The sequence below is a fragment of the Streptomyces sp. NPDC092370 genome, assembly GCF_044755265.1.
Taxonomy (GTDB): domain Bacteria; phylum Actinomycetota; class Actinomycetes; order Streptomycetales; family Streptomycetaceae; genus Streptomyces.
On sequence record NZ_JBIVQO010000015.1, the window covers coordinates 128,913 to 151,654 of the forward strand.

At 70.5% G+C, this 22,742-nt stretch carries 26 protein-coding genes; 12 read left to right on the plus strand and 14 right to left on the minus strand.

All coding sequences use genetic code 11. The features are described 5' to 3' along the window. Positions 1-32: 32 nt before the first annotated feature. Complete coding sequence (gene miaB, locus ACIQHQ_RS33510; RefSeq protein WP_402619375.1) at positions 33-1,547, minus strand: tRNA (N6-isopentenyl adenosine(37)-C2)-methylthiotransferase MiaB; 1,515 nt, start codon at positions 1,545-1,547, stop codon at positions 33-35. Positions 1,548-1,610: 63 nt separating this feature from the next. Then, positions 1,611-2,273 (minus strand): LuxR C-terminal-related transcriptional regulator, encoded by a 663-nt coding sequence (locus tag ACIQHQ_RS33515; protein ID WP_402619489.1) that lies wholly within the window; start codon positions 2,271-2,273, stop codon positions 1,611-1,613. A gap of 197 nt (positions 2,274-2,470) precedes the next feature. Between ACIQHQ_RS33515 and ACIQHQ_RS33520 the strand changes: the two genes are divergently transcribed. Both ACIQHQ_RS33520 and ACIQHQ_RS33525 read left to right on the plus strand, forming a co-directional pair. Then, a complete protein-coding gene (locus ACIQHQ_RS33520) occupies positions 2,471-2,956 on the plus strand; it encodes a cation:proton antiporter regulatory subunit (RefSeq protein ID WP_402619378.1) in 486 nt (161 codons plus the stop codon). A 4-nt stretch (positions 2,957-2,960) separates the two neighbouring features. Further along, the gene (locus ACIQHQ_RS33525) at positions 2,961-4,178 is read left to right on the plus strand and encodes a cation:proton antiporter (protein WP_402619381.1); all 1,218 of its coding nucleotides are present in this window, start codon (positions 2,961-2,963) and stop codon (positions 4,176-4,178) included. A gap of 58 nt (positions 4,179-4,236) precedes the next feature. Here the strand turns inward: ACIQHQ_RS33525 and ACIQHQ_RS33530 are convergent, their stop codons facing one another. Beyond that, the gene (locus ACIQHQ_RS33530; RefSeq protein WP_402619384.1) at positions 4,237-4,644 is read right to left on the minus strand and encodes a MazG nucleotide pyrophosphohydrolase domain-containing protein; all 408 of its coding nucleotides are present in this window, start codon (positions 4,642-4,644) and stop codon (positions 4,237-4,239) included. Between the two features lie 97 nt (positions 4,645-4,741). Between ACIQHQ_RS33530 and ACIQHQ_RS33535 the strand changes: the two genes are divergently transcribed. Continuing rightward, complete coding sequence (locus ACIQHQ_RS33535) at positions 4,742-5,743, plus strand: TAXI family TRAP transporter solute-binding subunit (RefSeq protein ID WP_402619387.1); 1,002 nt, start codon at positions 4,742-4,744, stop codon at positions 5,741-5,743. Positions 5,744-5,770: 27 nt separating this feature from the next. Here the strand turns inward: ACIQHQ_RS33535 and ACIQHQ_RS33540 are convergent, their stop codons facing one another. Then, on the minus strand, positions 5,771-7,177 hold the full coding sequence (locus ACIQHQ_RS33540; RefSeq protein WP_402619390.1) for an ATP-binding protein: 1,407 nt from the start codon (positions 7,175-7,177) through the stop codon (positions 5,771-5,773). 9 nt (positions 7,178-7,186) lie between these two features. Continuing rightward, entirely contained in the window at positions 7,187-7,873 is a 687-nt protein-coding gene (locus ACIQHQ_RS33545; protein ID WP_402619393.1) for a response regulator transcription factor, read from the minus strand. Positions 7,874-8,160: 287 nt separating this feature from the next. Between ACIQHQ_RS33545 and ACIQHQ_RS33550 the strand changes: the two genes are divergently transcribed. The 8 genes from ACIQHQ_RS33550 to ACIQHQ_RS33585 all read left to right on the plus strand — a co-directional run bounded on the left by ACIQHQ_RS33550 (position 8,161) and on the right by ACIQHQ_RS33585 (position 14,685). Further along, positions 8,161-8,937 (plus strand): amino acid ABC transporter ATP-binding protein, encoded by a 777-nt coding sequence (locus tag ACIQHQ_RS33550; RefSeq protein ID WP_031116945.1) that lies wholly within the window; start codon positions 8,161-8,163, stop codon positions 8,935-8,937. Between the two features lie 73 nt (positions 8,938-9,010). Continuing rightward, complete coding sequence (locus ACIQHQ_RS33555) at positions 9,011-9,856, plus strand: glutamate ABC transporter substrate-binding protein (protein WP_402619396.1); 846 nt, start codon at positions 9,011-9,013, stop codon at positions 9,854-9,856. Between the two features lie 128 nt (positions 9,857-9,984). Continuing rightward, positions 9,985-10,662 carry an amino acid ABC transporter permease gene (locus ACIQHQ_RS33560; RefSeq protein ID WP_402619399.1) on the plus strand — a complete coding sequence of 226 codons (678 nt, stop codon included), beginning with the start codon at positions 9,985-9,987 and terminating at the stop codon, positions 10,660-10,662. Then, positions 10,659-11,567, plus strand: a complete 909-nt coding sequence (locus tag ACIQHQ_RS33565; RefSeq protein WP_402619402.1) for an amino acid ABC transporter permease — start codon at positions 10,659-10,661, stop codon at positions 11,565-11,567. The genes ACIQHQ_RS33560 and ACIQHQ_RS33565 overlap by 4 nt, the downstream gene beginning before the upstream one ends. A gap of 280 nt (positions 11,568-11,847) precedes the next feature. Beyond that, positions 11,848-13,455, plus strand: a complete 1,608-nt coding sequence (locus ACIQHQ_RS33570; protein WP_402619405.1) for an FAD-dependent monooxygenase — start codon at positions 11,848-11,850, stop codon at positions 13,453-13,455. A gap of 132 nt (positions 13,456-13,587) precedes the next feature. Next, entirely contained in the window at positions 13,588-13,635 is a 48-nt protein-coding gene (locus tag ACIQHQ_RS33575; protein ID WP_311314449.1) for a hypothetical protein, read from the plus strand. A gap of 97 nt (positions 13,636-13,732) precedes the next feature. Beyond that, positions 13,733-14,269: a cysteine dioxygenase gene (locus ACIQHQ_RS33580; RefSeq protein WP_402619408.1), complete on the plus strand. Its 537-nt coding sequence runs from the start codon at positions 13,733-13,735 to the stop codon at positions 14,267-14,269. After that, on the plus strand, positions 14,266-14,685 hold the full coding sequence (locus tag ACIQHQ_RS33585) for a rhodanese-like domain-containing protein (protein WP_402619411.1): 420 nt from the start codon (positions 14,266-14,268) through the stop codon (positions 14,683-14,685). The genes ACIQHQ_RS33580 and ACIQHQ_RS33585 overlap by 4 nt, the downstream gene beginning before the upstream one ends. A gap of 92 nt (positions 14,686-14,777) precedes the next feature. Here the strand turns inward: ACIQHQ_RS33585 and ACIQHQ_RS33590 are convergent, their stop codons facing one another. The 6 genes from ACIQHQ_RS33590 to ACIQHQ_RS33615 all read right to left on the minus strand — a co-directional run bounded on the left by ACIQHQ_RS33590 (position 14,778) and on the right by ACIQHQ_RS33615 (position 19,715). Beyond that, complete coding sequence (locus ACIQHQ_RS33590) at positions 14,778-15,218, minus strand: GNAT family N-acetyltransferase (RefSeq protein ID WP_402619413.1); 441 nt, start codon at positions 15,216-15,218, stop codon at positions 14,778-14,780. Between the two features lie 30 nt (positions 15,219-15,248). Then, the gene (gene recX, locus ACIQHQ_RS33595; RefSeq protein ID WP_402619416.1) at positions 15,249-16,061 is read right to left on the minus strand and encodes a recombination regulator RecX; all 813 of its coding nucleotides are present in this window, start codon (positions 16,059-16,061) and stop codon (positions 15,249-15,251) included. Positions 16,062-16,064: 3 nt separating this feature from the next. Then, complete coding sequence (recA, locus tag ACIQHQ_RS33600) at positions 16,065-17,189, minus strand: recombinase RecA (RefSeq protein ID WP_390980179.1); 1,125 nt, start codon at positions 17,187-17,189, stop codon at positions 16,065-16,067. Between the two features lie 321 nt (positions 17,190-17,510). After that, positions 17,511-17,984 carry a hypothetical protein gene (locus ACIQHQ_RS33605; protein ID WP_402619419.1) on the minus strand — a complete coding sequence of 158 codons (474 nt, stop codon included), beginning with the start codon at positions 17,982-17,984 and terminating at the stop codon, positions 17,511-17,513. Positions 17,985-18,107: 123 nt separating this feature from the next. Further along, on the minus strand, positions 18,108-19,373 hold the full coding sequence (locus ACIQHQ_RS33610) for an AI-2E family transporter (protein WP_402619422.1): 1,266 nt from the start codon (positions 19,371-19,373) through the stop codon (positions 18,108-18,110). A 147-nt stretch (positions 19,374-19,520) separates the two neighbouring features. Beyond that, positions 19,521-19,715 carry a DUF3046 domain-containing protein gene (locus tag ACIQHQ_RS33615; protein WP_402619425.1) on the minus strand — a complete coding sequence of 65 codons (195 nt, stop codon included), beginning with the start codon at positions 19,713-19,715 and terminating at the stop codon, positions 19,521-19,523. 80 nt (positions 19,716-19,795) lie between these two features. Here ACIQHQ_RS33615 and ACIQHQ_RS33620 point away from each other — a divergent pair, with 80 nt between their 5' ends. After that, the gene (locus ACIQHQ_RS33620) at positions 19,796-20,740 is read left to right on the plus strand and encodes a hypothetical protein (RefSeq protein ID WP_402619428.1); all 945 of its coding nucleotides are present in this window, start codon (positions 19,796-19,798) and stop codon (positions 20,738-20,740) included. An 11-nt stretch (positions 20,741-20,751) separates the two neighbouring features. Here the strand turns inward: ACIQHQ_RS33620 and ACIQHQ_RS33625 are convergent, their stop codons facing one another. The 3 genes from ACIQHQ_RS33625 to ACIQHQ_RS33635 are packed head-to-tail and all read right to left on the minus strand — an operon-like array spanning position 20,752 to position 22,636. Then, positions 20,752-21,063 (minus strand): AzlD domain-containing protein, encoded by a 312-nt coding sequence (locus tag ACIQHQ_RS33625; RefSeq protein WP_402619431.1) that lies wholly within the window; start codon positions 21,061-21,063, stop codon positions 20,752-20,754. Beyond that, the gene (locus ACIQHQ_RS33630) at positions 21,060-21,782 is read right to left on the minus strand and encodes an AzlC family ABC transporter permease (protein ID WP_402619433.1); all 723 of its coding nucleotides are present in this window, start codon (positions 21,780-21,782) and stop codon (positions 21,060-21,062) included. The genes ACIQHQ_RS33625 and ACIQHQ_RS33630 overlap by 4 nt, the downstream gene beginning before the upstream one ends. Before the next feature lie 23 nt (positions 21,783-21,805). Further along, complete coding sequence (locus tag ACIQHQ_RS33635) at positions 21,806-22,636, minus strand: AraC family transcriptional regulator (protein WP_402619436.1); 831 nt, start codon at positions 22,634-22,636, stop codon at positions 21,806-21,808. Between the last annotated feature and the right edge of the window lie 106 nt (positions 22,637-22,742).

The following is a 22,742-nucleotide window of genomic DNA, read 5'->3' on the forward strand; positions in this document are numbered from 1 at the left end:
CCTGGCACCGCACAGGGCAGTGGCGACCCGGCTCAGTCGCAGCCGCACCCGCTCGTCACGGCTTGCGGCGGCTCGGGGGCGCCGATCTTGGGCAGGCCCAGCATCACTCCGACAGGCTTGGCCTTCTCGGCCGCGTTGCGCTTCTCCCAGGCGTCGCCCGCACGGGTGCGACGTACGTCCAGCACGGCGCCTTCGGCAAGGAGGTGGTGCGGGGCGGCGTAGGTGATCTCGACCGTGACCACGTCGCCGGGGCGGACCTCCTGGTCCGGCTTGGTGAAGTGGACCAGGCGGTTGTCGGGGGCGCGGCCGGACAGGCGGTGGGTGGTGTCGTCCTTGCGACCCTCGCCCTCGGCGACCATCAGCTCCAGCGTGCGGCCGACCTGCTTCTTGTTCTCCTCCCAGGAGATGTCCTCCTGAAGGGCGACGAGCCGCTCGTAACGCTCCTGGACGACCTTCTTGGGGATCTGGCCGTCCATCTCGGCGGCCGGGGTGCCGGGGCGCTTGGAGTACTGGAAGGTGAAGGCCTGGGCGAAACGGGCCTCGCGCACCACGTGCAGCGTCTGCTCGAAGTCCTCCTCGGTCTCGCCGGGGAAGCCCACGATGATGTCCGTGCTGATCGCGGCGTGCGGGATGGCGGCGCGGACCTTCTCGATGATCCCCAGGAAGCGCTCCTGGCGATAGGAGCGGCGCATCGCCTTCAGGACCGGGTCCGAGCCGGACTGGAGCGGCATGTGCAGCTGCGGCATCACGTTCGGCGTCTCGGCCATGGCGGCGATGACGTCGTCGGTGAAGTCCCGCGGGTGCGGGGAGGTGAAGCGGACGCGCTCGAGGCCGTCGATCTTCCCGCAGGCGCGCAGCAATTTACTGAAGGCCTCGCGGTCGCCGATGTCGGAGCCGTACGCGTTCACGTTCTGCCCGAGCAGCGTGATCTCCGAGACGCCCTCGGCGACCAGGGCCTCGATCTCGGCCAGGATGTCGCCGGGACGGCGGTCCTTCTCCTTGCCGCGCAGGGCCGGGACGATACAGAAGGTGCAGGTGTTGTTGCACCCGACGGAGATGGAGACCCAGGCCGCGTAGGCGCTCTCGCGGCGGGTCGGCAGCGTCGAGGGGAACGCCTCCAGCGACTCGGCGATCTCGACCTGCGCCTCGTCCTGCACGCGTGCGCGTTCCAGCAGGACGGGCAGCTTGCCGATGTTGTGCGTGCCGAAGACGACGTCCACCCAGGGCGCCCTCTTCACGATGGTGTCGCGGTCCTTCTGCGCGAGGCAGCCGCCTACCGCGATCTGCATGCCGGGGCGGCTCGCCTTCTTGGGGGCGAGGTGGCCGAGGTTGCCGTACAGCTTGTTGTCGGCGTTCTCACGCACCGCGCAGGTGTTGAAGACGACGACGTCCGCCTCGTCGGCGCCCTCCGGGGCACGGACGTAGCCCGCGTCCTCCAGCAGCCCGGACAATCGCTCGGAGTCGTGGACGTTCATCTGGCACCCGTAGGTGCGTACCTCGTATGTGCGCGTGCCGCCCACTGACTGGCTCCGGTCGATGCTGCTCATGGGGACAAGGGTAGGCGGTCGGCGAAAGTGACTCGGCCGCCTGTGGACAACCCCGCATCCGCCTCAGGGTTCGATGAGTCCTGCCCTGATCGCGTACCGGGTCAGCTCCAGGCGGTCGCGCATGCCGAGTTTCTGGAGGAGGTCGGCGCGGTGGCGTTCGACGGTCTTGGCGCTGATGAAGAGCAGTTCGCCGATCTCCTTCGAGGTGTGGCCCTCGGCGACCAGTTTGAGGATCTCCACCCTGACCGCCGTCCTCCTCCAGCTCAAGCGCGTCGCCGACCGGGCGCCCGATGGCCTGCGCGAGGAGGTGGGCCAGGCACAGTGTCCGACCTCGTCGTGGAGCTCCCGGGCGATCCGGTGCCGTTCGCTCTCCTGCGCGGACAGCGCCCGAGCGGCGCCCGCGGCCCGTTCGGTCTCCAGCCGGTCGAGCATCGTGTTGTACGTCGTGATCAGCCCGGCCGTCTCCGCCGGTCCCGCGACGACGGGCCGGGAGCCCGGCCGCAGCAGGTCCGCGGTGGCCATGGCCCGGTCGAGGCGCTGCAGGGGCACCAGGCCGAAGCGCAGCACGAGCGCGTTGCCGGCGAGCAGCAGCGCCAGGCCGCCGAGCAGGACGAGGGCCTCGCCCACGAGGACGGGGGTGGACACGGTGACCGGGCCGAGCAGCAACGCCGTGGCCACGACCAGGCCGACCGCATTGAGGGAGAAGATCCGCCAGAACAACGACACGGTTCCGGATCCGCTGCTTCCCGCCTTCGCGCGGTGCACCTCCCCCTCCGGCGACCGGCCGCTGCGTATATCCGTCACGACACCCATGTCGTCACCGTACGGCCGGATGGGAGCATGCGGACTTGACCCGTCCGATGATCGGCACCGCTCATCAGATCGACAAAGTATGACAAACGAGATGAACAAGGGGAAGTAACGTGTCAGCTCCGCGCCTGAGGGCGACGCCGCTACCGGGTATCGGGGTCCAGTACGACCTGGAGACCCGGGAACACCGCCATCTGTCGGTGGTGGCGCACCGCGACGGCACGCGCACGGTGAACGTCTACCGGCCCGACGACCCCGACTCGTGCGCGCACTCCCTGCGGCTCACCAGCTCGGAGGCGGGTTCGCTGATCGACGCGCTGAAGCCGTCCCACCACAGCCCGAGCCTGCTCTACACCACGGACCTGGGGCTGGTCGCCGAGCGGATCGAGGTGACCGCGACCTCGCACTGGAACGGGCGGGTGCTGGGCGACATGCGGATGCGGACGGAGACGGGCGCGTCGGTGGTGGCGGTGCTGCGCCGGGCCGAGGCCATCCCGTCGCCCGCGCCTGACTTCCGGCTGGCCGGCGGTGACACGCTGATCGTCGTCGGAACCCGTGAGGGCGTCGACGCGGCCGCGTCCATACTCGGGCGGGAGTGAGCCCTTGCACTCCGCGGTTCTGCTCATCGAGTTCGGTTCCATCATTCTCGGTCTAGGCCTGCTCGGCCGGTTCGCCGGCCGGTTCCGCCTCTCCCCCATACCCCTGTATCTCCTGGCCGGTCTGGCGTTCGGCGAGGGTGGTCTGCTGCCGCTGGGCGCGAGCGAGGAGTTCATCGCCACGGGCGCGGAGATCGGCGTCATCCTGTTGCTGCTGATGCTGGGCCTGGAGTACACGGCGAGCGACCTGGTCTCCAACCTCAAGACCCACTACCCGTCCGGTCTGGTCGACTGCGCCCTCAACGCGCTGCCCGGGGCGGCGGTGGCGCTGCTGCTCGGCTGGGGCCCGGTGGCCGCCGTCGTGCTGGCCGGTGTCACCTGGATCTCGTCGTCCGGCGTGATCGCGAAGGTGCTGGGTGACCTGGGCCGGGTCGGCAACCGGGAGACGCCGGTGATCCTCAGCGTGCTGGTGCTGGAGGACTTGGCGATGGCCGTGTACCTGCCCATCGTCACGGCGCTGGTGGCGGGCGTCGGGCTGATGGCCGGGAGTGTGACGCTGGCGATCGCGCTGGGCGCGGCCGGGCTCGTGCTCTTCCTGGCCCTGCGCTACGGCAGGGTCATCTCGCGGTTCGTCTCCAGTGACGACCCGGAGAAGCTGCTGCTGGTCGTGCTGGGTCTGACGATCCTGGTCGCGGGGATCGCGCAGCAGCTCCAGGTGTCGGCCGCGGTGGGGGCCTTCCTGGTGGGCATCGCCCTCTCGGGGGAGGTCGCCGAGGGTGCGCACACCCTGCTGAGCCCCTTGCGTGACCTGTTCGCGGCGGTCTTCTTCGTCTTCTTCGGCCTGCACACCGACCCGTCGAGCATCCCGCCCGTCCTGCTGCCGGCCCTCGCACTGGCCCTCCTCACCGCGCTGACGAAGATCGCCACCGGGTACTGGGCGGCCCGGCGGGCCGGGATCTCCGTCAAGGGGCGCTGGCGAGCGGGTGGCGCGCTGGTGGCGCGCGGCGAGTTCTCGATCGTCATCGCCGGCCTGGCGGTGTCGGCGGGCATCGAACCGTCCCTCGGCCCCCTGGCCACGGCCTACGTTCTGATCCTGGTGGTCCTGGGCCCGCTCACGGCGCGCTACACCGAGCCGGTGGCGAGCCGGTGGGCGCGGCGCCGCGAGCCCCGCCACCCGCAGCCCGCGCCCCGGGCGGCAGAGGCCGAGGCACCGGTCGCCGACTGAGGAGGGAGTGGGCCGGGCGGCCCGAATCCACGTGACCGGCCCGGGGCGTACCCGCCGGTCAGGAACCCCCGCCCGGCACCCACCCCTGCTTGCGCAGTACCCCCGGCACGTCCGGAGCCTCGTAGTGCTCGCCCTTGAGGACCTTGCCGTCCTCCCGGCGGGATACCGATCCGTCGGGGCCGATCTTCGTCATGTTGGAGCGGTGGATCTCGGCGAGCACCGCATCCAGATCGATGCCGTGCACGAGGGCGGTGCCGTACGCGACGTAGACCACGTCGGCCAGCTCGTGGGCGAGCCGGTCGAGCGGGCCGTGCACCGACACCTCGGCGACCTCCGCGGCCTCCTCGGCGAGCAGCTCACCGCGGTGCGCCGCGAGTTCCGGCGAGACCTCCGTCGGCGTACTGCGGGCGTCCAGGCCGAAGGCGCGATGGAATTCACGGACCAGATCGGCGGGCGAAGAGCTCATGGGGCCGACTGTAGCGGCGGCCACCGACACTCCCCCGCGCACGCCTTGTGGCCCCTGCCCTGGTCACCGGGGCACCCCGGCTGGCAGGATCGCCCGCATGTCCAGGACGTTCCCCCGTATCGGCAGGAGCCGGGCCCTGCAGGGCGGCGCCGCCTCCCTCATGGTGCTCGGCCTGCTGCTGTGGTGGCTGCGCCCCTGGGCCGAGGAGCCGCCGGCCGGGACCATCACCTTCAGCACGGGCACCCGTGCGGGGGTCTACCACGAGTACGGGGAACTCCTGCGCAACGAGATCGACAAGGACATGCCCGACCTGAAGGTGAGGCTGCTGACCAGCGCCGGCTCGCAGGAGAACGTCGCCGACGTGGCGACCGGCAAGGCCGACTTCGCGATCGCGGCGGCCGACGCGGTCGCCACGTACAAGCTCGACAACGCGCCGGGCGCCGACCGGCTGCGCGGACTCGCGCGCCTGTACGACGACTACGTCCAGCTCGTCGTACCGCCCGACTCGGACATCCGCTCCGTCGCCGACCTGCGGGGCAAGCGCGTGGCCATAGGGCTGCCCGACTCCGGTGTGCGGCTGATAGCCAACAGTGTGCTCAAAGCGGCCGGCATCGACCCCGAGAAGGACATCAAGCCGTCCTCGGACGGCATCGACACCGGACCCAAGCGCCTGGGGCGAGGTCTCGACGCGTTCTTCTGGTCGGGCGGGCTGCCCACGGACGGGCTCAGCGGGCCGGCCAAGAAGTCGGCATCGGCCTTCCGGTTCGTGCCGATCGACGCCACGCTCGTGGCGAAGCTGCACGACCAGGGCGGTGCCACGCGCTACTACCGCGCCACCAAGATGCCGGAGTCGGCCTACCCGACCATCCAGCGCGGCAAGCCGGTACCGACCCTCGCGGTGTCCAACCTGCTCGTCACCCGCAGCGACATGGACCCCCGGCTCACCGAGTGGCTGACCCGTACGGTGCTCGACAGCCGGGACCTCATCGGGGCGACCGTCCACTCCGCCCAGCTGGTCGACGTCCGCACGGCGATCTACACCGACCCGCTGCACCTGCATGTCGGCGCCCAGCGCTACTACCAGTCGGTCAAGCCGTAGCGCAGGGCTCCCCGCGGTCACCTGCCGTCAAGCCGTCGGCGCCGACCTCGGCACCGCCACCGTCACCTTCAGCCCGTGCGGCTCATGACGGTCGAACGCGATCGAACCGCCGCCCGCCGCGAGCAGCGCCCGCGAGATGGACAGGCCGAGGCCCGAGCCCTTGACGTTCTGATGCCGGCCACTTCGCCAGAAGCGGTCGCCGACGCGGGCCAGCTCCTCGTCGGTGAGGCCCGGGCCGTGGTCGGTGACGACGACGGTCGAGAGGCCGCCCCGGGAGGCGACGGTCACCTCGACGACCTCGTCCTCCGGCGTGAATTTCACCGCGTTGTCGATGACCGCGTCCAGCGCGCTGGAGAGGGCGACGGGGTCGGCCCACGCGGTCGTCGGCGGGCAGTCGCCCACCAGGCGCACGCCCTTGGCCTCGGCGGTCGGGGCCCAGGCCGCGAGGCGTTCGGCGGCCAGCTCGCCGATGTCCGTGATCCGCAGATCGGCCTCGGTGTGCTCGGCCAGCGCCAGGTCGAGCAGGTCGTCCAGAACCTGTGCGAGGCGCTTGCCCTCGGCCTGGACCGAGGCGACCTCCTTGTTGCCTTCGGGCAGTTCGAAGGAGAGCAGCTCGATGCGCAGCAGCAGCGCCGCGAGGGGGTTGCGCAACTGGTGCGAGGCGTCGGCGACGAAGGCCCGCTGCTGCTCCAGCACGTCCTCGACGTTGTCGGCCATCTCGTTGAACGACCGGGCCAGGCGCCTGAGTTCCGGCGGCCCGCCGGCGACGGCGACCCGCGACTTGAGCCGCCCGGTGGCGATGTCGTGAGTGGTGGCGTCCAGGACCCGTACAGGCTTGAGCACCCAGCCGGTCAGCCGCAGGGCGGCACCTACGGCCAGCAGCATGGCGGCGAACTCGCCCGCGCCGATGACCAGCCAGCCGTGCAGCGTGCGTGAGCGCAGCTGCCCGGTCGGGGAGTCGGTGACCACGACCGCGACGACATCGCCGTCCCGGATGACCGGCGAGGCGACCACGAGGTTGCGGCGCTGCCAGGGCCACACCTGCTGCGGGTCGTGGCTGCGGCGGCTGAGCAGCGCCTCGTCGAACGCGTCCCGTACCTCGCCCTCCTTCGGCAGCGACCACCTGGCAGGTGCCTGGGCCATGGCACTGCCGCTGCGGTAGAAAACCCCGGACCGGATGCCGTAGACCTCGTAGTAGCTGGTCAGCTCGCTGCTGAGGGTGGCGAGGCGCTCGTTTTCGAAGGCGTCGGCGGTGCCGTCGGGCGAGTCGGTGACGAACTGGGCGAGGGCGGCGAAACGAGCCGTGTCGTCGATCCGGTCGACGACGACCTTCTGCTGCTGCGCCCCGGCGAGGCTCACCGCGAGCGGGACGCCGAGCGCGAGCAGTACGGCCGCCATCAGGACGATGAGCAGGGGGAGCAGACGAGTGCGCACCCGGCCCCGCTACCCGGCAGGCGCGACGAGCCGGTAACCGACTCCGCGAACGGTCTCGATGAGGGCCGGCATGCGCAGCTTGGCGCGCAGCGACGCGACGTGCACCTCCAGGGTGCGTCCGGTCCCCTCCCAGCTGGTCCGCCACACCTCGCTGATGATCTGTTCCCGGCGGAAGACCACTCCGGGCCGCTGCGCGAGCAGGGCCAGCAGATCGAACTCCTTGCGGGTCAGCTGGATCACGGACCCGTCCACACTGACCCGGCGGGTGGGCAGTTCGATGTGCACCGGGCCGAGCCGCAGCTCGGTCTCGATGCCGCTGGAGGTGTCCTCGTGCGCGGTGCGGCGGCTCACGGCGTGGATGCGGGCGAGCAGCTCCCCCGTGTCGTAGGGCTTCACCACGTAGTCGTCGGCGCCCAGATTGAGGCCGTGGATGCGGGAACGCACGTCGGAGCGGGCGGTGACCATGATCACCGGAGTGCCGGTGCGCTTGCGGATCTTGCCGCAGACCTCGTACCCGTCCTGATCGGGCAGGCCGAGATCGAGCAGGACGACACCGAAGCAGTCGCCCTCGGGAACGAGTGCCTGGAGGGCCTCCTCACCGCTGCGCGCGTGCGTGACGTCGAACCCGTGCCGCGCCAGAACCGCCGACAGGGCGGCCGCGACGTGGTTGTCGTCCTCGACGAGCAGCAGTCTCATCCGGGCCCCCTTCGGTTCATTGGTCGTACGATCTGGTTGTGTACCAAACGCGTGCACGCGCGCGTGCACCCTGTGCAGTCACGCTGATGGATGAGGACGGCGTCAAGAGGGTTCCGGTTGCGGACCGCTTCCGTTACCCGGCTGGTATGAGCGCCGCTCCCCAGGGCTACGACATGTGTCCGATTGCTATCGGATCGTGATGCTCAGATCTCCCTCAGATGTAATGACGCAGGTCGTAGAGGGTTACTACTGTCCTCCGAAACCGAGGAGGACGGAGCCTGAGAGCGATGACCGAAGTATCGGTGGCCAAGGAAGATGTGGCCGCGACCGGAGAACTGGTCGTCCTGAAGAGCGTCAACAAGCACTTCGGCGCGTTGCACGTACTCCAGGACATCGACCTGACGATCGCCCGCGGTGAAGTCGTCGTGGTCATCGGGCCCTCCGGGTCCGGCAAGTCCACCCTGTGCCGCACCATCAACCGCCTGGAGACGATCGACTCCGGCTCGATCACGATCGACGGCAAGCCGCTGCCCGCCGAGGGCAAGGAGCTGGCCAGGCTGCGCGCCGATGTCGGGATGGTCTTCCAGTCCTTCAACCTCTTCGCGCACAAGACCGTGCTCGAGAACGTGATGCTCGGCCAGATCAAGGTCCGCAAGAAGGACAAGAAGGCCGCGGAAGAGCGGGCCCGTGCCCTGCTCGACCGGGTCGGCGTGGGCGCGCAGGCCGAGAAGTACCCGGCACAGCTCTCCGGCGGCCAGCAGCAGCGCGTCGCGATCGCGCGGGCCCTGGCCATGGAGCCGAAGGTGATGCTCTTCGACGAGCCGACCTCCGCGCTCGACCCCGAGATGATCAACGAGGTGCTGGAGGTCATGCAGCAGCTCGCCCGCGACGGTATGACCATGATCGTGGTCACCCATGAGATGGGTTTCGCACGATCGGCTGCAAACCGCGTGGTGTTCATGGCGGACGGCCGAATCGTCGAGGAGGCTGCGCCCGACCAGTTCTTCAGCAATCCGCGCAGCGACCGTGCCAAGGACTTCCTGTCGAAGATCCTGCACCACTGAGGCGCGCGTCGCCCAGCGACGATCCGCGTCACCCGCAACATCGTTTCTCTCTTCACGGCAAAGGATGTTCACCATGAAGCTCCGCAAGGTCTCCGCGGCGGCCGCCACCGCTCTCGTTCTCGCCCTGACCGCTACCGCCTGTGGTGGCGACGACGGCGGTGACTCCAACGGTTCCGGCTCCGGCGGCGGCGACAAGATCAAGATCGGCATCAAGTACGACCAGCCCGGCCTGGGCCTGAAGGAGCCCGACGGTTCCTTCTCCGGCTTCGACGTGGACGTGGCGACGTACGTGGCCAAGGAACTGGGCTACAAGCCCGACCAGATCGAGTGGGTCGAGACCAAGAGCGCCGACCGTGAGAACGCGCTGTCCCGCGGCGACGTGAAGATCATCGCGGCCACCTACTCGATCACCGACGAGCGCAAGCAGAAGGTCGACTTCGCCGGTCCGTACCTGCTGGCCCACCAGGACCTGCTGGTGAAGAAGGACTCGGACATCACCAAGGCCACGGACCTGAACGAGAAGAAGCTGTGCTCGGTCGCCGGTTCGACCTCGGCGCAGAACGTCAAGGACGACTTTGCCCCGAAGGCCCAGCTGAGCCAGCGCGGTGGCTACTCGGAGTGCCTCTCCGCCCTGCAGAGCGGTGGCGTGGACGCGCTGACCACCGACGACTCGATCCTCGCGGGTTACGCCGCGCAGGAGCAGTACAAGGGTCAGTTCAAGCTGGCCGGCCTGAAGCTGAGCAACGAGAACTACGGCATCGGCGTCAAGAAGGGCGACAAGGCGACCCTCGACAAGATCAACACCGCCCTCGAGAAGATGGTCAGCGACGGTTCCTGGGACAAGGCCGTCAAGGAGAACTTCGGCCCGGCGAACTACAAGAACGAGCCCGCCCCGAAGATCGGCCAGATCGTCCAGTAACGCGGGACTCCGCCGACGCAGGATCCCCGCAGCCCCTGCGGGGATCCTCAGGCGCGCTGCCATCACGTCTCTGACGGCAGCGCGCCACGTCCGCCACCTACGCCACCCACCCGGAAGCGCGGGAGATCGTGTTCGACTTTCTTTCAAAATATGACGACCCGTCCGTGCTGGGCGCTTTCTGGGTCACCATTCAGCTCACCATCTTCTCGGCCATCGGTTCCCTGATCTGGGGCACCCTGCTTGCGGGCATGCGGGTCAGCCCCGTCCCACTGATGCGCGGTTTCGGCACTGCTTACGTGAACATCGTCCGCAACATCCCGCTGACCGTCATCATCGTCTTCGCCTCGCTCGGCCTCGCCGACATCTTCGGCGTAACGATGGGCGCGACCGATGACTTCGAGCTCAAGTACTTCCGACTGGCCGTCCTCGGTCTTGTCGCCTACACGGCCGCCTTCGTATGCGAGGCCATCCGTTCGGGCATCAACACAGTGCCCGTCGGTCAAGCGGAGGCAGCACGGGCCATCGGGCTCAGCTTCAGCCAGGTGTTGAGGCTCGTGGTACTGCCGCAGGCGTTCCGCTCGGTCATCGGCCCGCTGGCCAACGTGCTCATCGCACTGACCAAGAACACCACCGTGGCGGCGACGATCGGTGTGGCGGAGGCCGCCCTCTTGATGAAGGAAATGATCGAGAACGAGGCTCAGACGCTGCTCATCGGCGCGGTCTTCGCCTTCGGTTTCGTGGTACTGACCCTGCCCACCGGCCTGGTCCTGGGCTGGCTGAGCAAGCGACTGGCGGTGAAGCGATGACGTCCGTCCTCTACGACGCCCCCGGCCCGCGGGCCAAACGGCGCAACGTGCTCCTCTCTGTGGTCTTCTTCGTCCTGCTCGCCCTGCTGCTGTGGTGGATCTGGCAGACGATGGACGACAAGGGACAGCTGGAGTGGTCCCTGTGGAAGCCGTTCACCACGTCCCAAGCGTGGACGACGTACCTGTTGCCAGGCCTGGCCGACACCTTGAAGGCCGCGGCCCTGTCCATGGTCATCGCTCTCCCGCTGGGCGCCGTCCTCGGCATCGCGCGCATGTCCGACCACCGCTGGGTGCGCATCCCGGCCGGCGCGGTGGTCGAGTTCTTCCGGGCGATCCCGGTGCTGCTGCTGATGCTGTTCGCCAACGAGTTCTATGTCCGCTCCACCGGCATCCCCAGCGACGAGCGGCCTCTGTACGCGGTCGTCACCGGCCTGGTGCTCTACAACGCGTCGGTCCTCGCCGAGATCGTCCGCGCGGGCATCCTCTCCCTGCCCAAGGGGCAGTCGGAGGCGGCCATGGCGATCGGCCTGCGCAAGAGCCAGACGATGAGCAGCATCCTGCTGCCGCAGGCGGTCACGGCCATGCTGCCGGCCATCGTCAGCCAGCTGGTCGTCATCGTGAAGGACACCGCGCTGGGCGGCGTGATGCTCGGGTTCACCGAGCTGCTCAACACGCGCAGCACCCTCGCGGCCAACTACGCGAACGTCATCCCGAGCTTCATCGTGGTGGCGGTCATCTTCATCGTGCTGAACTTCATTCTCACGTCCTTCGCCTCTTGGCTCGAGGGCAGGCTGCGTCGCAGCAAGCGGAGCACGGGAGCAGTGCTCGGTGCCTCGAAGGTCGACGACGTGAACGCGGCCGAAGTGGGGGGCACCTACGGCACCGGTGCCGGCGGCACGATCTGACGGCCCGACAACCGCTACGACTGTGGCCCGCCAAGGATTCGGCGGGCCACAGTCATGCCGAGCCCCGAGGCATCCGGCTCCGCCCCCCTGACATCCCATCAAGTGACGAGTGCGTCGCCCGGCTGCCCCTGGTGCGGCGGCATGATCGCCACCGGCCCGCCGGTCACTTGACGCAAGCACCGGCAATGGGTTGCATACGTTCTGTGATCGTGCACCCTGCTCCACCTTCGTGTTCACCTACGTCTCTCAGGACACCACCGCGGGCAGGGGGCGTCACGCCGTGGATCCGGTGATCATCGTCGGAGCGGGGCCCGTCGGGCTCACGCTCGCCCTGGCGCTGGCGCGTCAGGAGGTGCCCTGCGTCGTCCTCGACGAGGGGCCGGGCAAGGACGAACCCCGTGCGGCGCGCACCGTCGTCCTGGGCGAGGACACCGCCGCCCTGATGGAACGGCTGACCGGCGTGCCCCTGGCCCGGGCGGGTGCGCACTGGGCCGGATGGCGGTCGATGCGGCGCAAGCAGGTGATGCGCGAGATCGTCTTCGACGGTGGCGAGCCCGCTCCCCTGCACATCGCCCAGCACGTCCTCACCAACGCGCTGCGCGCGGCCCTCTCGGGCGAACGGCTCGTCAAGGTCGCGGTGGAGAGCCGCCTCGACGGCCTCGAACAGGAGCCCTCGGGTGTCACGGCCCACACCCGCGGCCCCCGGGCGACGTGGTGGCGCGGCAGTTATCTGGTCGGCTGCGACGGCCCACGCTCGACCGTCCGCAAGCTCCAGGACATCCGCTTCCCGGGCCGTACGGCGGTGGAACGTCACGCCGTCGCCGCGCTCCGCACGGAACTGCCCTGGCCTGACGAGGCGTTGCTGCACCGTCAGCCGCCCTGGCGCATGTCCGGTCCCTCCGCCGGCGAGATCACCGCCCGCCCGCTTCCGGACGGCGTCTGGCGCCTGGACTGGCTCCTGCCGCCCGGCAAGGAGCTGGTCACGCCCGAACTGCTGCTCACCCGCATCCGGGAGACCCTGGCCGGCTGGGCGGGCGGCACGACGACGCCGTACGAACTGCTGGACACCGGTGTGCACACCGTCCACCACCGGCTGGCCCGCCGCTGGCGCGCCGACCGGGTGTTCCTCGCCGGGGACGCCGCCCACCTGCTCGGCGCGCTGGGTACGCACGGCTTGGACGAGGGGCTGCGGGACGCCGACAACCTCGCCTGGAAACTGGCCCTGGCCTGGCACCACGGGCCGCACGAGGCCCTCCTAGACAGCTACCAGACGGAACGGCGGGCGGTCGTCGCCGCCCGGCTCCGCGCCGCCGACCAGGCACTGCCCTTGCTGCGCGGCGGCGGAGGCCTGCGCGCGGTCGTCCCCGGCTCGTCCCGCGGCCACGACGCCCTGCTCACGGAGGGTCACCTGGGGCAGGGCCAGCTCGGCGCGCCCGGGGCGTACGCCGACTCGCCGCTCGCGCCCCAGCGCCTCGAAGGCGAGGTGCCGGTCGACACCCCCCTCGGGGCACCGGTCACCGACGTACGGGTCACCGCGGAGGACGGCACCTTCGTGCGGCTCCGGGACCGGCTCGGCCGGGGCACGTTGCTCGTGGTGCTCATCGCACCGGGCACGGGAGTCTGGGAGCGCAGGCACTGGGTCGGCGCCGGCATCATGCCGCAGCTCGCGGCGGCGGTCACGGCACTACCGCATCCGGCCGAGCTGCTCGTCGCCGAGAGCTATCCGGGCGCCGCCGCGCACACGGTGCTACTGGTGCGCCCCGACGGGCACCTCGTCACCGCGCTGGGCGGAGTGCGCCCGGCCGAGCTGTACGCGGCGGCGGAGGCCACGGTGGGCGGACCGGTGAAAGCGCAGGCAGAGGCCGGTGCTTCGGCCGGCTCACGCTGACGCCGACCGCACGACGATGCGCTCACTGTCACGGTGCGTCCGCATCGTGACAGTGAGTTGACCCTCCTGGACGGTCATGGTGTACTCCGGTGCGTGACCGACACCTGTGTGCGCCTGTGGCGGAGGGTCCATATGGACCTCCTCCGCTATGCGGGCTGCGTGTGTCGCCCCTCCTGCTGACTTCGCATTCCCCTTCCCCTGTGCGCGCGCCGCGCTCTGTCCGCCGGCTGCCGCGCCTTCCTCGCGAACTCTCATCAGGAACTTCAGGACGGCACCCGTGTCTGTATTCCCTTCCGCACCCCCTTCTGTCTCCTCCGGTGCGGCTCCCACCCAGGCCGACCTCTACGACTTCGTCCGGCGCACGGCCGCCGACGCCGAGCTGATCGACTCCCTGCCGCTCGATCCGGAGGGCCGCACCTGGGTGCGGCTGGACGGGCCCGGCGGCAGCGAGGCCTGGCTGATCGGCTGGCCGCCCGGCTCGGGCACCGGCTGGCACGACCATGCCGACTCGGTCGGCGCCTTCCTGACCGCCTCGGGCGAGCTCAAGGAGAACTCGCTCGCCGCGCGGCTGCCCACCGACGGCTGGAGGACCCTCGAACTCACCGAGGACGCGGACCGGGAACGGCGGCTGCGGGCGGGCGAGGGCCGCGCCTTCGGCCGGCACCACGTCCACGAGGTGCTCAACGAGTCCACGGACCGGCACGCGATCTCCGTCCACGCCTACTACCCGCCCCTGCCGCGCATCCGCCGCTACAGCCGCAGCGGCCCGATCCTGCGACTCGAGCACGTCGAGCGACCGGAGGACTGGCAGTGAGCACCGCACCCGGACCGGCGAACCGCGACCCCCAACCGCCTGTCGGCATCGACGAGTTGCTGGAGCGTGTCCGGGCGGGCTACGAGCGGATCGAACCGCAGGAGGCGTACGAGGCGGCCCGGGCCGGCGACGCACTGCTGGTCGACATCCGCTACGCCGCCCTGCGCGAACGGGACGGCCACATCCCCGACGCCGTGGTCGTTGAGCGCAACGAACTGGAATGGCGCCTCGACCCCTGGGGCAGCCACCGCCTCCCCGAGGCGACGAGTCACGCCCTGCGCATCGTCGTGCTCTGCAACGAGGGCTACGCATCCAGCCTGGCCGTCCAGTCCTTGCACCAACTCGGCCTGCTCAGGGCCACAGACCTGATCGGGGGCTTCCAGGCTTGGCGGGAGGCGGGGTTTCCGGTGGTGTGAGGCGGAGTGAGCTTGTCAGCCGCTTGCTGCGCCGGGTGGGCCTTGGGCCTGTCCCACCGGGAAGGCAGCCTCCGGTTCGAGGGCTGAACCTTCTAGGGGAGGTAGCGGCAGAAACCTTCTGCGAGGGCTGCGAAACCGCACGCCTTGTAGAAGGTGTGGACGTACTCGTCATCCGCCGCGAGCAGCTGGACCTTGTAGCAGCCCGCTGACTGACCCAGCCGAACCGCAGCCTCCATCAGCCGTCGGCCGACACCACGCCGCTGGAAGGCGCGGGCCACCACGACGTTCTCCACGGACAGGATGGCCCTGCCCCCGCGCGTGAGGTTCGGCATGACGAGGCAATCCGCCGTCCCGGCCACGGTGTCGTCTGCATCAGCCACCAGGATCGTGCGTCCCTGCTGCCTCGATATGGCCGCCCAGATGGCATCCGCGGACGCCTGAGGCAAGGGCGCGTCGTCCGGATTCAATTCGCCGTACAGAGCCAGCAACGCTGACATGTCCGCCTCGGCCGCCGCCCGCACACTGATCTTCACGCGCTGAGCCCAGGACGGCCACGGTCGCTCTCAGAACCCCTCCCCCTCAAAGAACTCCGTGTCCTCCCCCTCCTCCTCCAGTGCCTGGCGGACGACCCGCAGGGCCATGCCCTCGGGGTAGCCCTTGCGGGCGAGCATGCCCGCGAGGCGGCGGAGGCGTTTGTCGCGGTCGAGTCCGCGGGTGGAGCGGAGCTTGCGCGTGACGAGTTCTCGCGCGGTCGCCTCTTCCTGCTCCGAGTCGAGCTGGGAGACGGCCTCGTCGATCAGCGTGGATTCGACGCCCTTGGTCCGCAGCTCCCGGGCGAGCGCACGCCGGGCCAGTCCTCTGCCGTGGTGGCGGGACTCCACCCAGGCGTCCGCGAAGGCGCTGTCGTTGATCAGGCCGGCTTCTTCGAACCGCGACAGCACCTCCTCCGCGGCGTCGTCGGGGATCTGCCGTTTGCGCAGGGCGTCGGCGAGTTGCTTGCGGGTGCGCGGGGTCCCGGTGAGCAGACGCAGGCAGATCGCCCGAGCCCGCTCGACCGGGTCCCCTGGAGGTGCCTCCTGCTCGGCCCTCGACGAGGAGAGGGCACCTCCGCCCTCGGGATCGGCCGCCGCCTCCCCGAAGCCACGCCGACGACGGCCACGACCGCCCCCCGGCCCGCCGTCACGCGAGCCGCCTCGGGAAGAGCCGCCCCCACGCGGCCCGGTGTCGTCGCCGTACGGCCCGTCGCCCTCGGGAGGCGTCTGCCCGGGGCAGCCTTTCCCGTCCAGGGCTGAGTTCGTATCGCCTCCGGTGCCCCTCCCCCGGGGGACACCGGAGGCGGCGTACTCGTCCTCCGCCCATTCGGTTCGCCGTGTCACGGGTCAGCTCTTGGCTGCGGCGGCCTTGGACTTGGCGGTCTTGGCCGGTGCGGGCGCCGGGACAGCCGGCGTCGCGTCGGCCGGTGCGGAGACCGCGGCGTCCGTGCCCGGCTCGGCGGCCGGTTCCTCGGGACGCACGCCGACGCCCAGCTTCTCCTTGATCTTCTTCTCGATCTCGTTGGCCAGGTCGGGGTTGTCCTTCAGGAAGTTGCGCGCGTTCTCCTTGCCCTGGCCCAGCTGGTCGCCCTCGTACGTGTACCAGGCGCCGGCCTTGCGGACGAAGCCGTGCTCCACACCCATGTCGATCAGGCCACCCTCACGGCTGATGCCCTGGCCGTAGAGGATGTCGAACTCGGCCTGCTTGAAGGGCGGCGCGACCTTGTTCTTGACGACCTTGCAGCGGGTGCGGTTACCGACCGCCTCCGTGCCGTCCTTAAGGGTCTCGATGCGGCGGATGTCGATGCGCACCGAGGCGTAGAACTTCAGCGCCCGGCCACCGGTCGTGGTCTCCGGGGAGCCGAACATCACGCCGATCTTCTCGCGGAGCTGGTTGATGAAGATCGCGGTGGTCTTGGACTGGTTGAGTGCGCTGGTGATCTTCCGCAGGGCCTGGCTCATCAGGCGGGCCTGCAGACCGACGTGGCTGTCGCCCATCTCGCCCTCGATCTCCGCGCGCGGGACGAGCGCGGCGACGGAGTCGATGACGATGAGGTCGAGGGCACCGGAGCGGACCAGCATGTCCACGATCTCCAGGGCCTGCTCGCCGTTGTCCGGCTGGGAGAGGATGAGGTTGTCGATGTCGACGCCGAGCTTCTTCGCGTACTCGGGGTCGAGTGCGTGCTCCGCGTCGACGAAGGCGACCTGCCCGCCGGCCTTCTGCGCGTTCGCCACCGCGTGCAGGGTCAGCGTGGTCTTACCGGAGGATTCCGGTCCGTAGATCTCCACGACGCGCCCGCGAGGCAGGCCGCCTACGCCGAGGGCCACGTCCAGGGCGGTGGAGCCGGTCGAGATGACCTCGATGGGCTCGTTGGTCCGGTCGCCCATGCGCATGACCGCGCCCTTGCCGAATTGCCGTTCAATCTGTGCGAGAGCGGCTTCCAGGGCCTTCTCGCGGTCGGTTCCTGCCATGGGTTCCACCCGATTTGCTTGAGTCGATCGCTTCACGTCAAAGACGCTAACGCCTGCCACTGACAATGCGCCCCGACGCACGTCCGGCCTGTGGATAACTCGGGAACATCCCTACTCAAAGTACGTCGAAACGCCCCTCGTTGAGCCTTGCCGGCGCCTCCATATGAATGGATGTTCGATTTTCGTGTCAAGCGCACCACACCGCACCACGTCGCACGGCGCCGGGTTCCGTGCCGAGGCGTGCGCGTGTGGCGATGCGCACCCATACCGGGATGCGCACGCGCCGGAGCGCCGTGCGCCCTGCACGGCAGGTGCGCGTGCTCATGGGCGACAGAGCGGATGTGCCGGATCACCTCGGCGGGCAAGGAAGCCGCCCTCGCACGGTTCCTTCAGGAGTTCCCTGAAGGGCATCGGCCGGGCCGGGATCACCCCGCGCTGCGCGGCTGTGACGACATCACCTGGGCGGACTTCCCCGGGTGCCCCGCCGGGGTCCCGCCCCTCCTGCGAGGTCTGCTGGACCCGGCCACGGCTCGCGAGACCGAGCGGGTGCCCTGCAACGTCCGGATGGACGGTGTCTGCACACTGGGCCCGGCCATGCCGGCGGCGCTGCCGTTCCTGCTGCGGCCGGCCGCCGATCCGGCGGTGCCGGTGTGGTCCGAGCCGGCCGAGGTCCTGTTCGTCGTCGCGGAGCTCTCGCATCCCGTCGACGGCACCGGTCAGCGGGCGATCCGATTCGTGGGCAGCGACCACGACCACCCGGAACGCGCGCGATGCAGGGCCGTCTTCGCCGAACATGCCGAACTGCTGCGCGATCTGCTGGACGACCGGACGCTGCCGGACGGGGTCATCCCACCCGACGAGCGGGAGAGCCTCCTGAAGGCCGCGACGCCGCAGGAACCGGCCGGCCCGCCGGGCCGCTCAGGAGGAGCTCTCCCCGGGGCCCTCGTCTCCGGGCCGCTCCGCCCCCGGCCGCCGTGCCCACAGTCCTCGCCCGCGCGTGAGCAGGGCCGGCCCCTCTCCCCTGCGGCGGTGGCCGTGCACCCGGGGGTCGTCCGTGACGTCGTAGCGCTTCACATACGCCCCCAGGAAGGCCTGGAGCGTGGCGATGGCCGGGATGGCGATCAGCGCGCCGACGGCGCCGAGCAGGGCGGTGCCGGCGATGACCGAGCCGAAGGCCACGGCGGGGTGGATGTCGACGGTCTTGGAGGTCAGCTTGGGCTGCAGCACGTAGTTCTCGAACTGCTGGTAGATGACGACGAAGACCAGGACCCACAGCGCATACCAGGGATCCACGGTGAACGCGATCAGCATGGGCAGGGCGCCCGCGAGATAGGTGCCGATGGTGGGGATGAACTGCGACACCAGGCCCACCCACACCGCGAGCACGGGCGCGTAGGGCACGTCCAGGGCCTGCAGGAGAATGAAGTGCGCCACGCCGGAGATCAGCGCCATCAGTCCGCGGGAGTAGATGTAGCCGCCGGTCTTGTTCACGGCGATCTCCCACGCGCGCAGCACCTCGGCCTGGCGGGCGGGGGGCAGGACCGAGCAGAGGGCGCGGCGCAGTCGCGGACCGTCGGCGGCGAAGTAGAACGAGAACAGGGCGATCGTCAGCAATTGGAAGAGGCCCCCGATCACCTGGGCGGACACGTCCAGGACGCCGGTGGCGCTGTTCTGGACGTAGTTGCGCAGCCAGTCGGAGCGGAGCAGGCCCTCCTGGATGTCGACGCGCTTCAGATCGGTCTTGAAGTGCGTGTTGATCCAGTTGATGACGGAGTCGAGATAGCCGGGGAAGCCCTCGATCAGCTTGATGATCTGGTCCGCGAGGACGGAACCGAGCAGGGTGACGAAGCCGGCCGACACGATCAACACGCCGATGAAGACGATGAACGTGGCCAGCCCCCTGCGCATGCCGCGTGAGGCCATCCAGCTCACCGCGGGCTCTATGGCGAGCGCCAGGAAGAACGCGATGAGGATGTTGATGAGCAGGCCGGTGAGCTGGTGGAAGGCCCAGCTGCCCAGCTGGAACGCGGCGACGAGGGCGAGCGCCAGCACCATGGCGCGCGGCAGCCAGCGCGGCATGCGGCCGATCGCCCCGGCCCCGCCGACGGGGGGCCGGGCGGGAGGCGTCGTACCGGAAGCTGGGGGCTGCCGGGCTGCCGGCCCGGACTCGTCAGTGGGTGCCACGGTCCAAGTCTCGCCCACGGCACCGACAACCGTCTGCCCGCCTGCGACCTTCGTGACCGGCCGCGATCTGCGAAACCGGTCCGCCTCTGTCCGGGGGCTCCAGGGCCGGCCGTCCGGTCGGCGATCTCCGATCCGCACCGGCTGGAGTCAGCGCCTCTCCCGGGGCACGTCCATCACCGAGCAGACCACCTGCCAGACCTCCTTGGCGTCCCAGCCGGCCTCCAGCGCCCCGTGCACCGTGCGTCCGCCCAGCTCCGACATCACGTGGTCGCGCGCGAAGGTTTCGGCGTAGCCAGGACCGAAGTGCTCCGCCATCCGCTGCCAGAAGACCGTCAACCGCATGACTCCAGTATCCCGCCCCTGGGGGTGGGCCTGAGCCGGGACCGCCTGCCGGCGCCTCTTCGCGCCCTACCGTCTGACCCATGGCCGAAACCGGAGCTTCCACCCTCCCCCCGACGCCCCCGCGGCACAGCCCCGTCACGCGCGCGGAGCGCTTCGTCTGGCTCACCGCGCGCGTGCTCGATCAGCACCGCTTCGCCCACGACTTCCGAGGTGGTTCCGCCGACCCGGTGGAGACCGCCCTCGACGCCTACCGCAACGAGGACGGCGGGTACGGCCACGCACTCGAGCCCGATCTGCGCGGCCCGGTCAGCCAGCCGCTGCACACCGTGCACGCCCTGCGCGTCCTGGACGCGGTGGGGCGCTGCGCCGGCCAGCGGGCGGAGCGCATCTGCCGTTACCTGACGTCGGTCTCCACCGCGGACGGGGCCCTCCCGGCGATCCACCCCAGTCAGCACGGCTATCCCACGGCTCCCTTCGTGACGGTGCTGGACGACCCACCCAGCGACCTCCTGGCGACCGGGCCGGTGGTGGGGCTGCTGCACCGCAACGAGGTGTGGCATGCCTGGCTGTTCCGGGCGACGGACTTCTGCTGGCAGGCGGTCGAGTCGCTGGAGAAGTCGCACCCGTACGAGATCGAGGCCGCCGTGGCCTTCCTGGACGCCGCCCCGGACCGCACGCGTGCGCAGGCGGCAGCCGACCGTCTCGGCCGCCTGGTCCGCGAACACCGCCTCGCGGCCCTGGATCCCGACCGTCTGGACGCGTATCCGGTCTCCCCCGGCTACGCGCCGGGCGAGCACCACTTCCCGTACGACTACGCGCGGACACCGCGCTCGCTCGCGCGCGCGTGGTTCACGGACGACGAGATGACCCGCTCCCTGGACCACCTCGCGGCCCAGCAGCAAGAGGACGGCGGCTGGCCCGTCCGGTGGCGCCATTGGGCCCCGGCACCCGCCTTGGAGGCCCGCCCGGTGGTGACGATCGACGCCCTGCGCGTGCTCCGGGCGTACGGCCGCACCATCGACTGATCATCCCGCGCTCATCCCGCCCCGATGGCCCGCACTCCCGCGGTCACCACCACGGCCGCGGCGACGACAAGCAGGAACGGGGCCCTGAGCAGCAGCGCCACGGCCGCGGCCGCCAGGCCGGCGGCCCGTGCGTCCAGCACCGGTGCCTGCCCGTCTGCGAAGGTCTGCTGGGCGGTGAGGGCCGCCAGCAGCGCGACGGGCAGCAGCGCGGCGAGACGCTTGACGAGGGGCCGCTCCAGGGCCCCCGCGGGCACCAGGAGTCCCGCCAGCTTGACGAGGTAGCACCCCAGGACGGTCAGCCCGATCGCGATCCAGACGTTCACCGCGCGCCCACCTGTCCCTTGCGGCGGCCTTCCGCCCACAGCACGACCGGCGCCGCCAGCGCGGCCAGCAGCACCGGGACTCCGCCCGGCAGCACGGGCAGCAGCCCGAGCCCCAGCAGCACCGCGAGCCCGGCGACCGCCCGCTCGGTGCGGCTCCTGAGCATCGGTGCGAGCAGGGCCAGGAAGACCGCGGGCCCGGCGGCGTCCAGTCCCCACGCGTCGGTGTCCCCGATGGCCTCGGCGCCCAGGGCCCCGAGCAGCGTGGTGAGGTTCCACAGGATGTAGAGGCTCAGCCCGGTCACGACGAACCCGAGCCGTGCGGCGCGCCGGGTGGGCTGGGCCAGCGCGACGGCGGCCGTCTCGTCGATCACCCACTGGGCGGCGAACGGCCGCACCGCGCGCGGGAGGGCGAGCAGCTGCGACAGACGCAGACCGTAGAAGGCGTTCCGCACGCCCAGGAAGAAGGCTCCGGCGGCGGCGGTGAACGGGCTGCCTCCCGCCGCGAGGGCCCCTACGAGCGCGAACTGGGACGCCCCGGTGAACACCAGGAGACTGAGCGCGCACGTCTGGAGCAGCGTGAGGCCGCTGCCTGCCGATGTCACTCCGAAGGCGAACCCGGAGAGCCCCACGGCCACCCCGACACCCAGGGCGTCGCGTACGACCGCCCGGTCCGCCTTCCCACCGATATCCATGTCTTCGAGAGCTGTCCGATCTGCCACGCCCCGCACGCTACGGGTAGCGGCTACCGCGGGTCTTGTACGTTCTTGCGCTCCCGCTGGTAGGCCCCCGGAGGCACGCCCACGATCCGGCTGAAGTGCCGGTTGAGATGCGGTTGGTCGGTGAATCCGACGGCCACGGCGACCTCGGAGGGTGCCGTCCCCCTGTCCAGCAGCCGTCGCGCCCGCCGCACCCGCGCGTCCGTGAGCCAGGTGTGCGGCGGCATCCCGTAGACGTCCCGGAAAGCCCGCAGTAGGGCGAACGGGCTGGTACCGAGGCCGGCCGCCAGCTGTTGCAGTGTCGGCGGCCGGGCCATCCGCTCCTCCAGCACGGCACGCGCGCGTGCCGCGACGCGGGCCCCCGTCGTCCGCACCTCCCGCCGCGGCATGGGCGCGCCGTTGAGTCGCAGCAACCTGGTGACGGCGACCCGCAGCAGTGTGTCCGCGGCCAGCGCGTTGCCCTCGTCGGCGGCCCGCAGCACCCGGTGCACCAGACCGACGGCGTACGGATCGTCCACCACCGGGCTGACGAAGCCCGGCGTCCCCCGCAGCGCCGTCGTCTCGGCGGCGATCTCCGCCACCACGTCGACCGGCGGGTACACGGCCCCGTACCGCCACCCTTCGGGCACCCCGGCCCGCCCGGTGTGCGGCGTATCGGGGTTCACCAGTGCGAGAGCTCCTGCGCCCGCGTACTGATCGCCCCCACCGTGGTGGAACACCTCCACCCCGTCGGCGATGGCGGCGATCACGAAGTTCTCGTGCGTGTGCCGCACGAACGTCTTGCGCACGTACCGGGCCCGCAGCAGGTCGACCCCGGGCAGCTCGTCGTACTGCCAATGCCGTGCGCGCTCGTTCATACGACCATTGTCCGCGGCGGTGGACCGCGCGGCGCAGCCCGGGCCCGCATCCGGCGGCGGCGGGGCAGGCCGCGCGGCGGCGAGGCCCGGCCGGAGCCAGAGAACA

Coding starts and splice junctions, on each gene's coding strand:
- ACIQHQ_RS33635 (WP_402619436.1), bottom strand. CDS start 22,636: ATGAACGAGCGCGCACGGCATTGGCAGTACGACGAGCTGCCCGGGGTC.
- ACIQHQ_RS33555 (WP_402619396.1), top strand. CDS start 9,011: ATGAAGCTCCGCAAGGTCTCCGCGGCGGCCGCCACCGCTCTCGTTCTC.
- ACIQHQ_RS33550 (WP_031116945.1), top strand. CDS start 8,161: ATGACCGAAGTATCGGTGGCCAAGGAAGATGTGGCCGCGACCGGAGAA.
- ACIQHQ_RS33535 (WP_402619387.1), top strand. CDS start 4,742: ATGTCCAGGACGTTCCCCCGTATCGGCAGGAGCCGGGCCCTGCAGGGC.
- ACIQHQ_RS33530 (WP_402619384.1), bottom strand. CDS start 4,644: ATGAGCTCTTCGCCCGCCGATCTGGTCCGTGAATTCCATCGCGCCTTC.
- miaB (WP_402619375.1), bottom strand. CDS start 1,547: ATGAGCAGCATCGACCGGAGCCAGTCAGTGGGCGGCACGCGCACATAC.
- ACIQHQ_RS33545 (WP_402619393.1), bottom strand. CDS start 7,873: ATGAGACTGCTGCTCGTCGAGGACGACAACCACGTCGCGGCCGCCCTG.
- ACIQHQ_RS33620 (WP_402619428.1), top strand. CDS start 19,796: ATGGCCGAAACCGGAGCTTCCACCCTCCCCCCGACGCCCCCGCGGCAC.
- recA (WP_390980179.1), bottom strand. CDS start 17,189: ATGGCAGGAACCGACCGCGAGAAGGCCCTGGAAGCCGCTCTCGCACAG.
- ACIQHQ_RS33565 (WP_402619402.1), top strand. CDS start 10,659: ATGACGTCCGTCCTCTACGACGCCCCCGGCCCGCGGGCCAAACGGCGC.
- ACIQHQ_RS33615 (WP_402619425.1), bottom strand. CDS start 19,715: ATGCGGTTGACGGTCTTCTGGCAGCGGATGGCGGAGCACTTCGGTCCT.
- ACIQHQ_RS33605 (WP_402619419.1), bottom strand. CDS start 17,984: ATGTTCGGCGAAGACGGCCCTGCATCGCGCGCGTTCCGGGTGGTCGTG.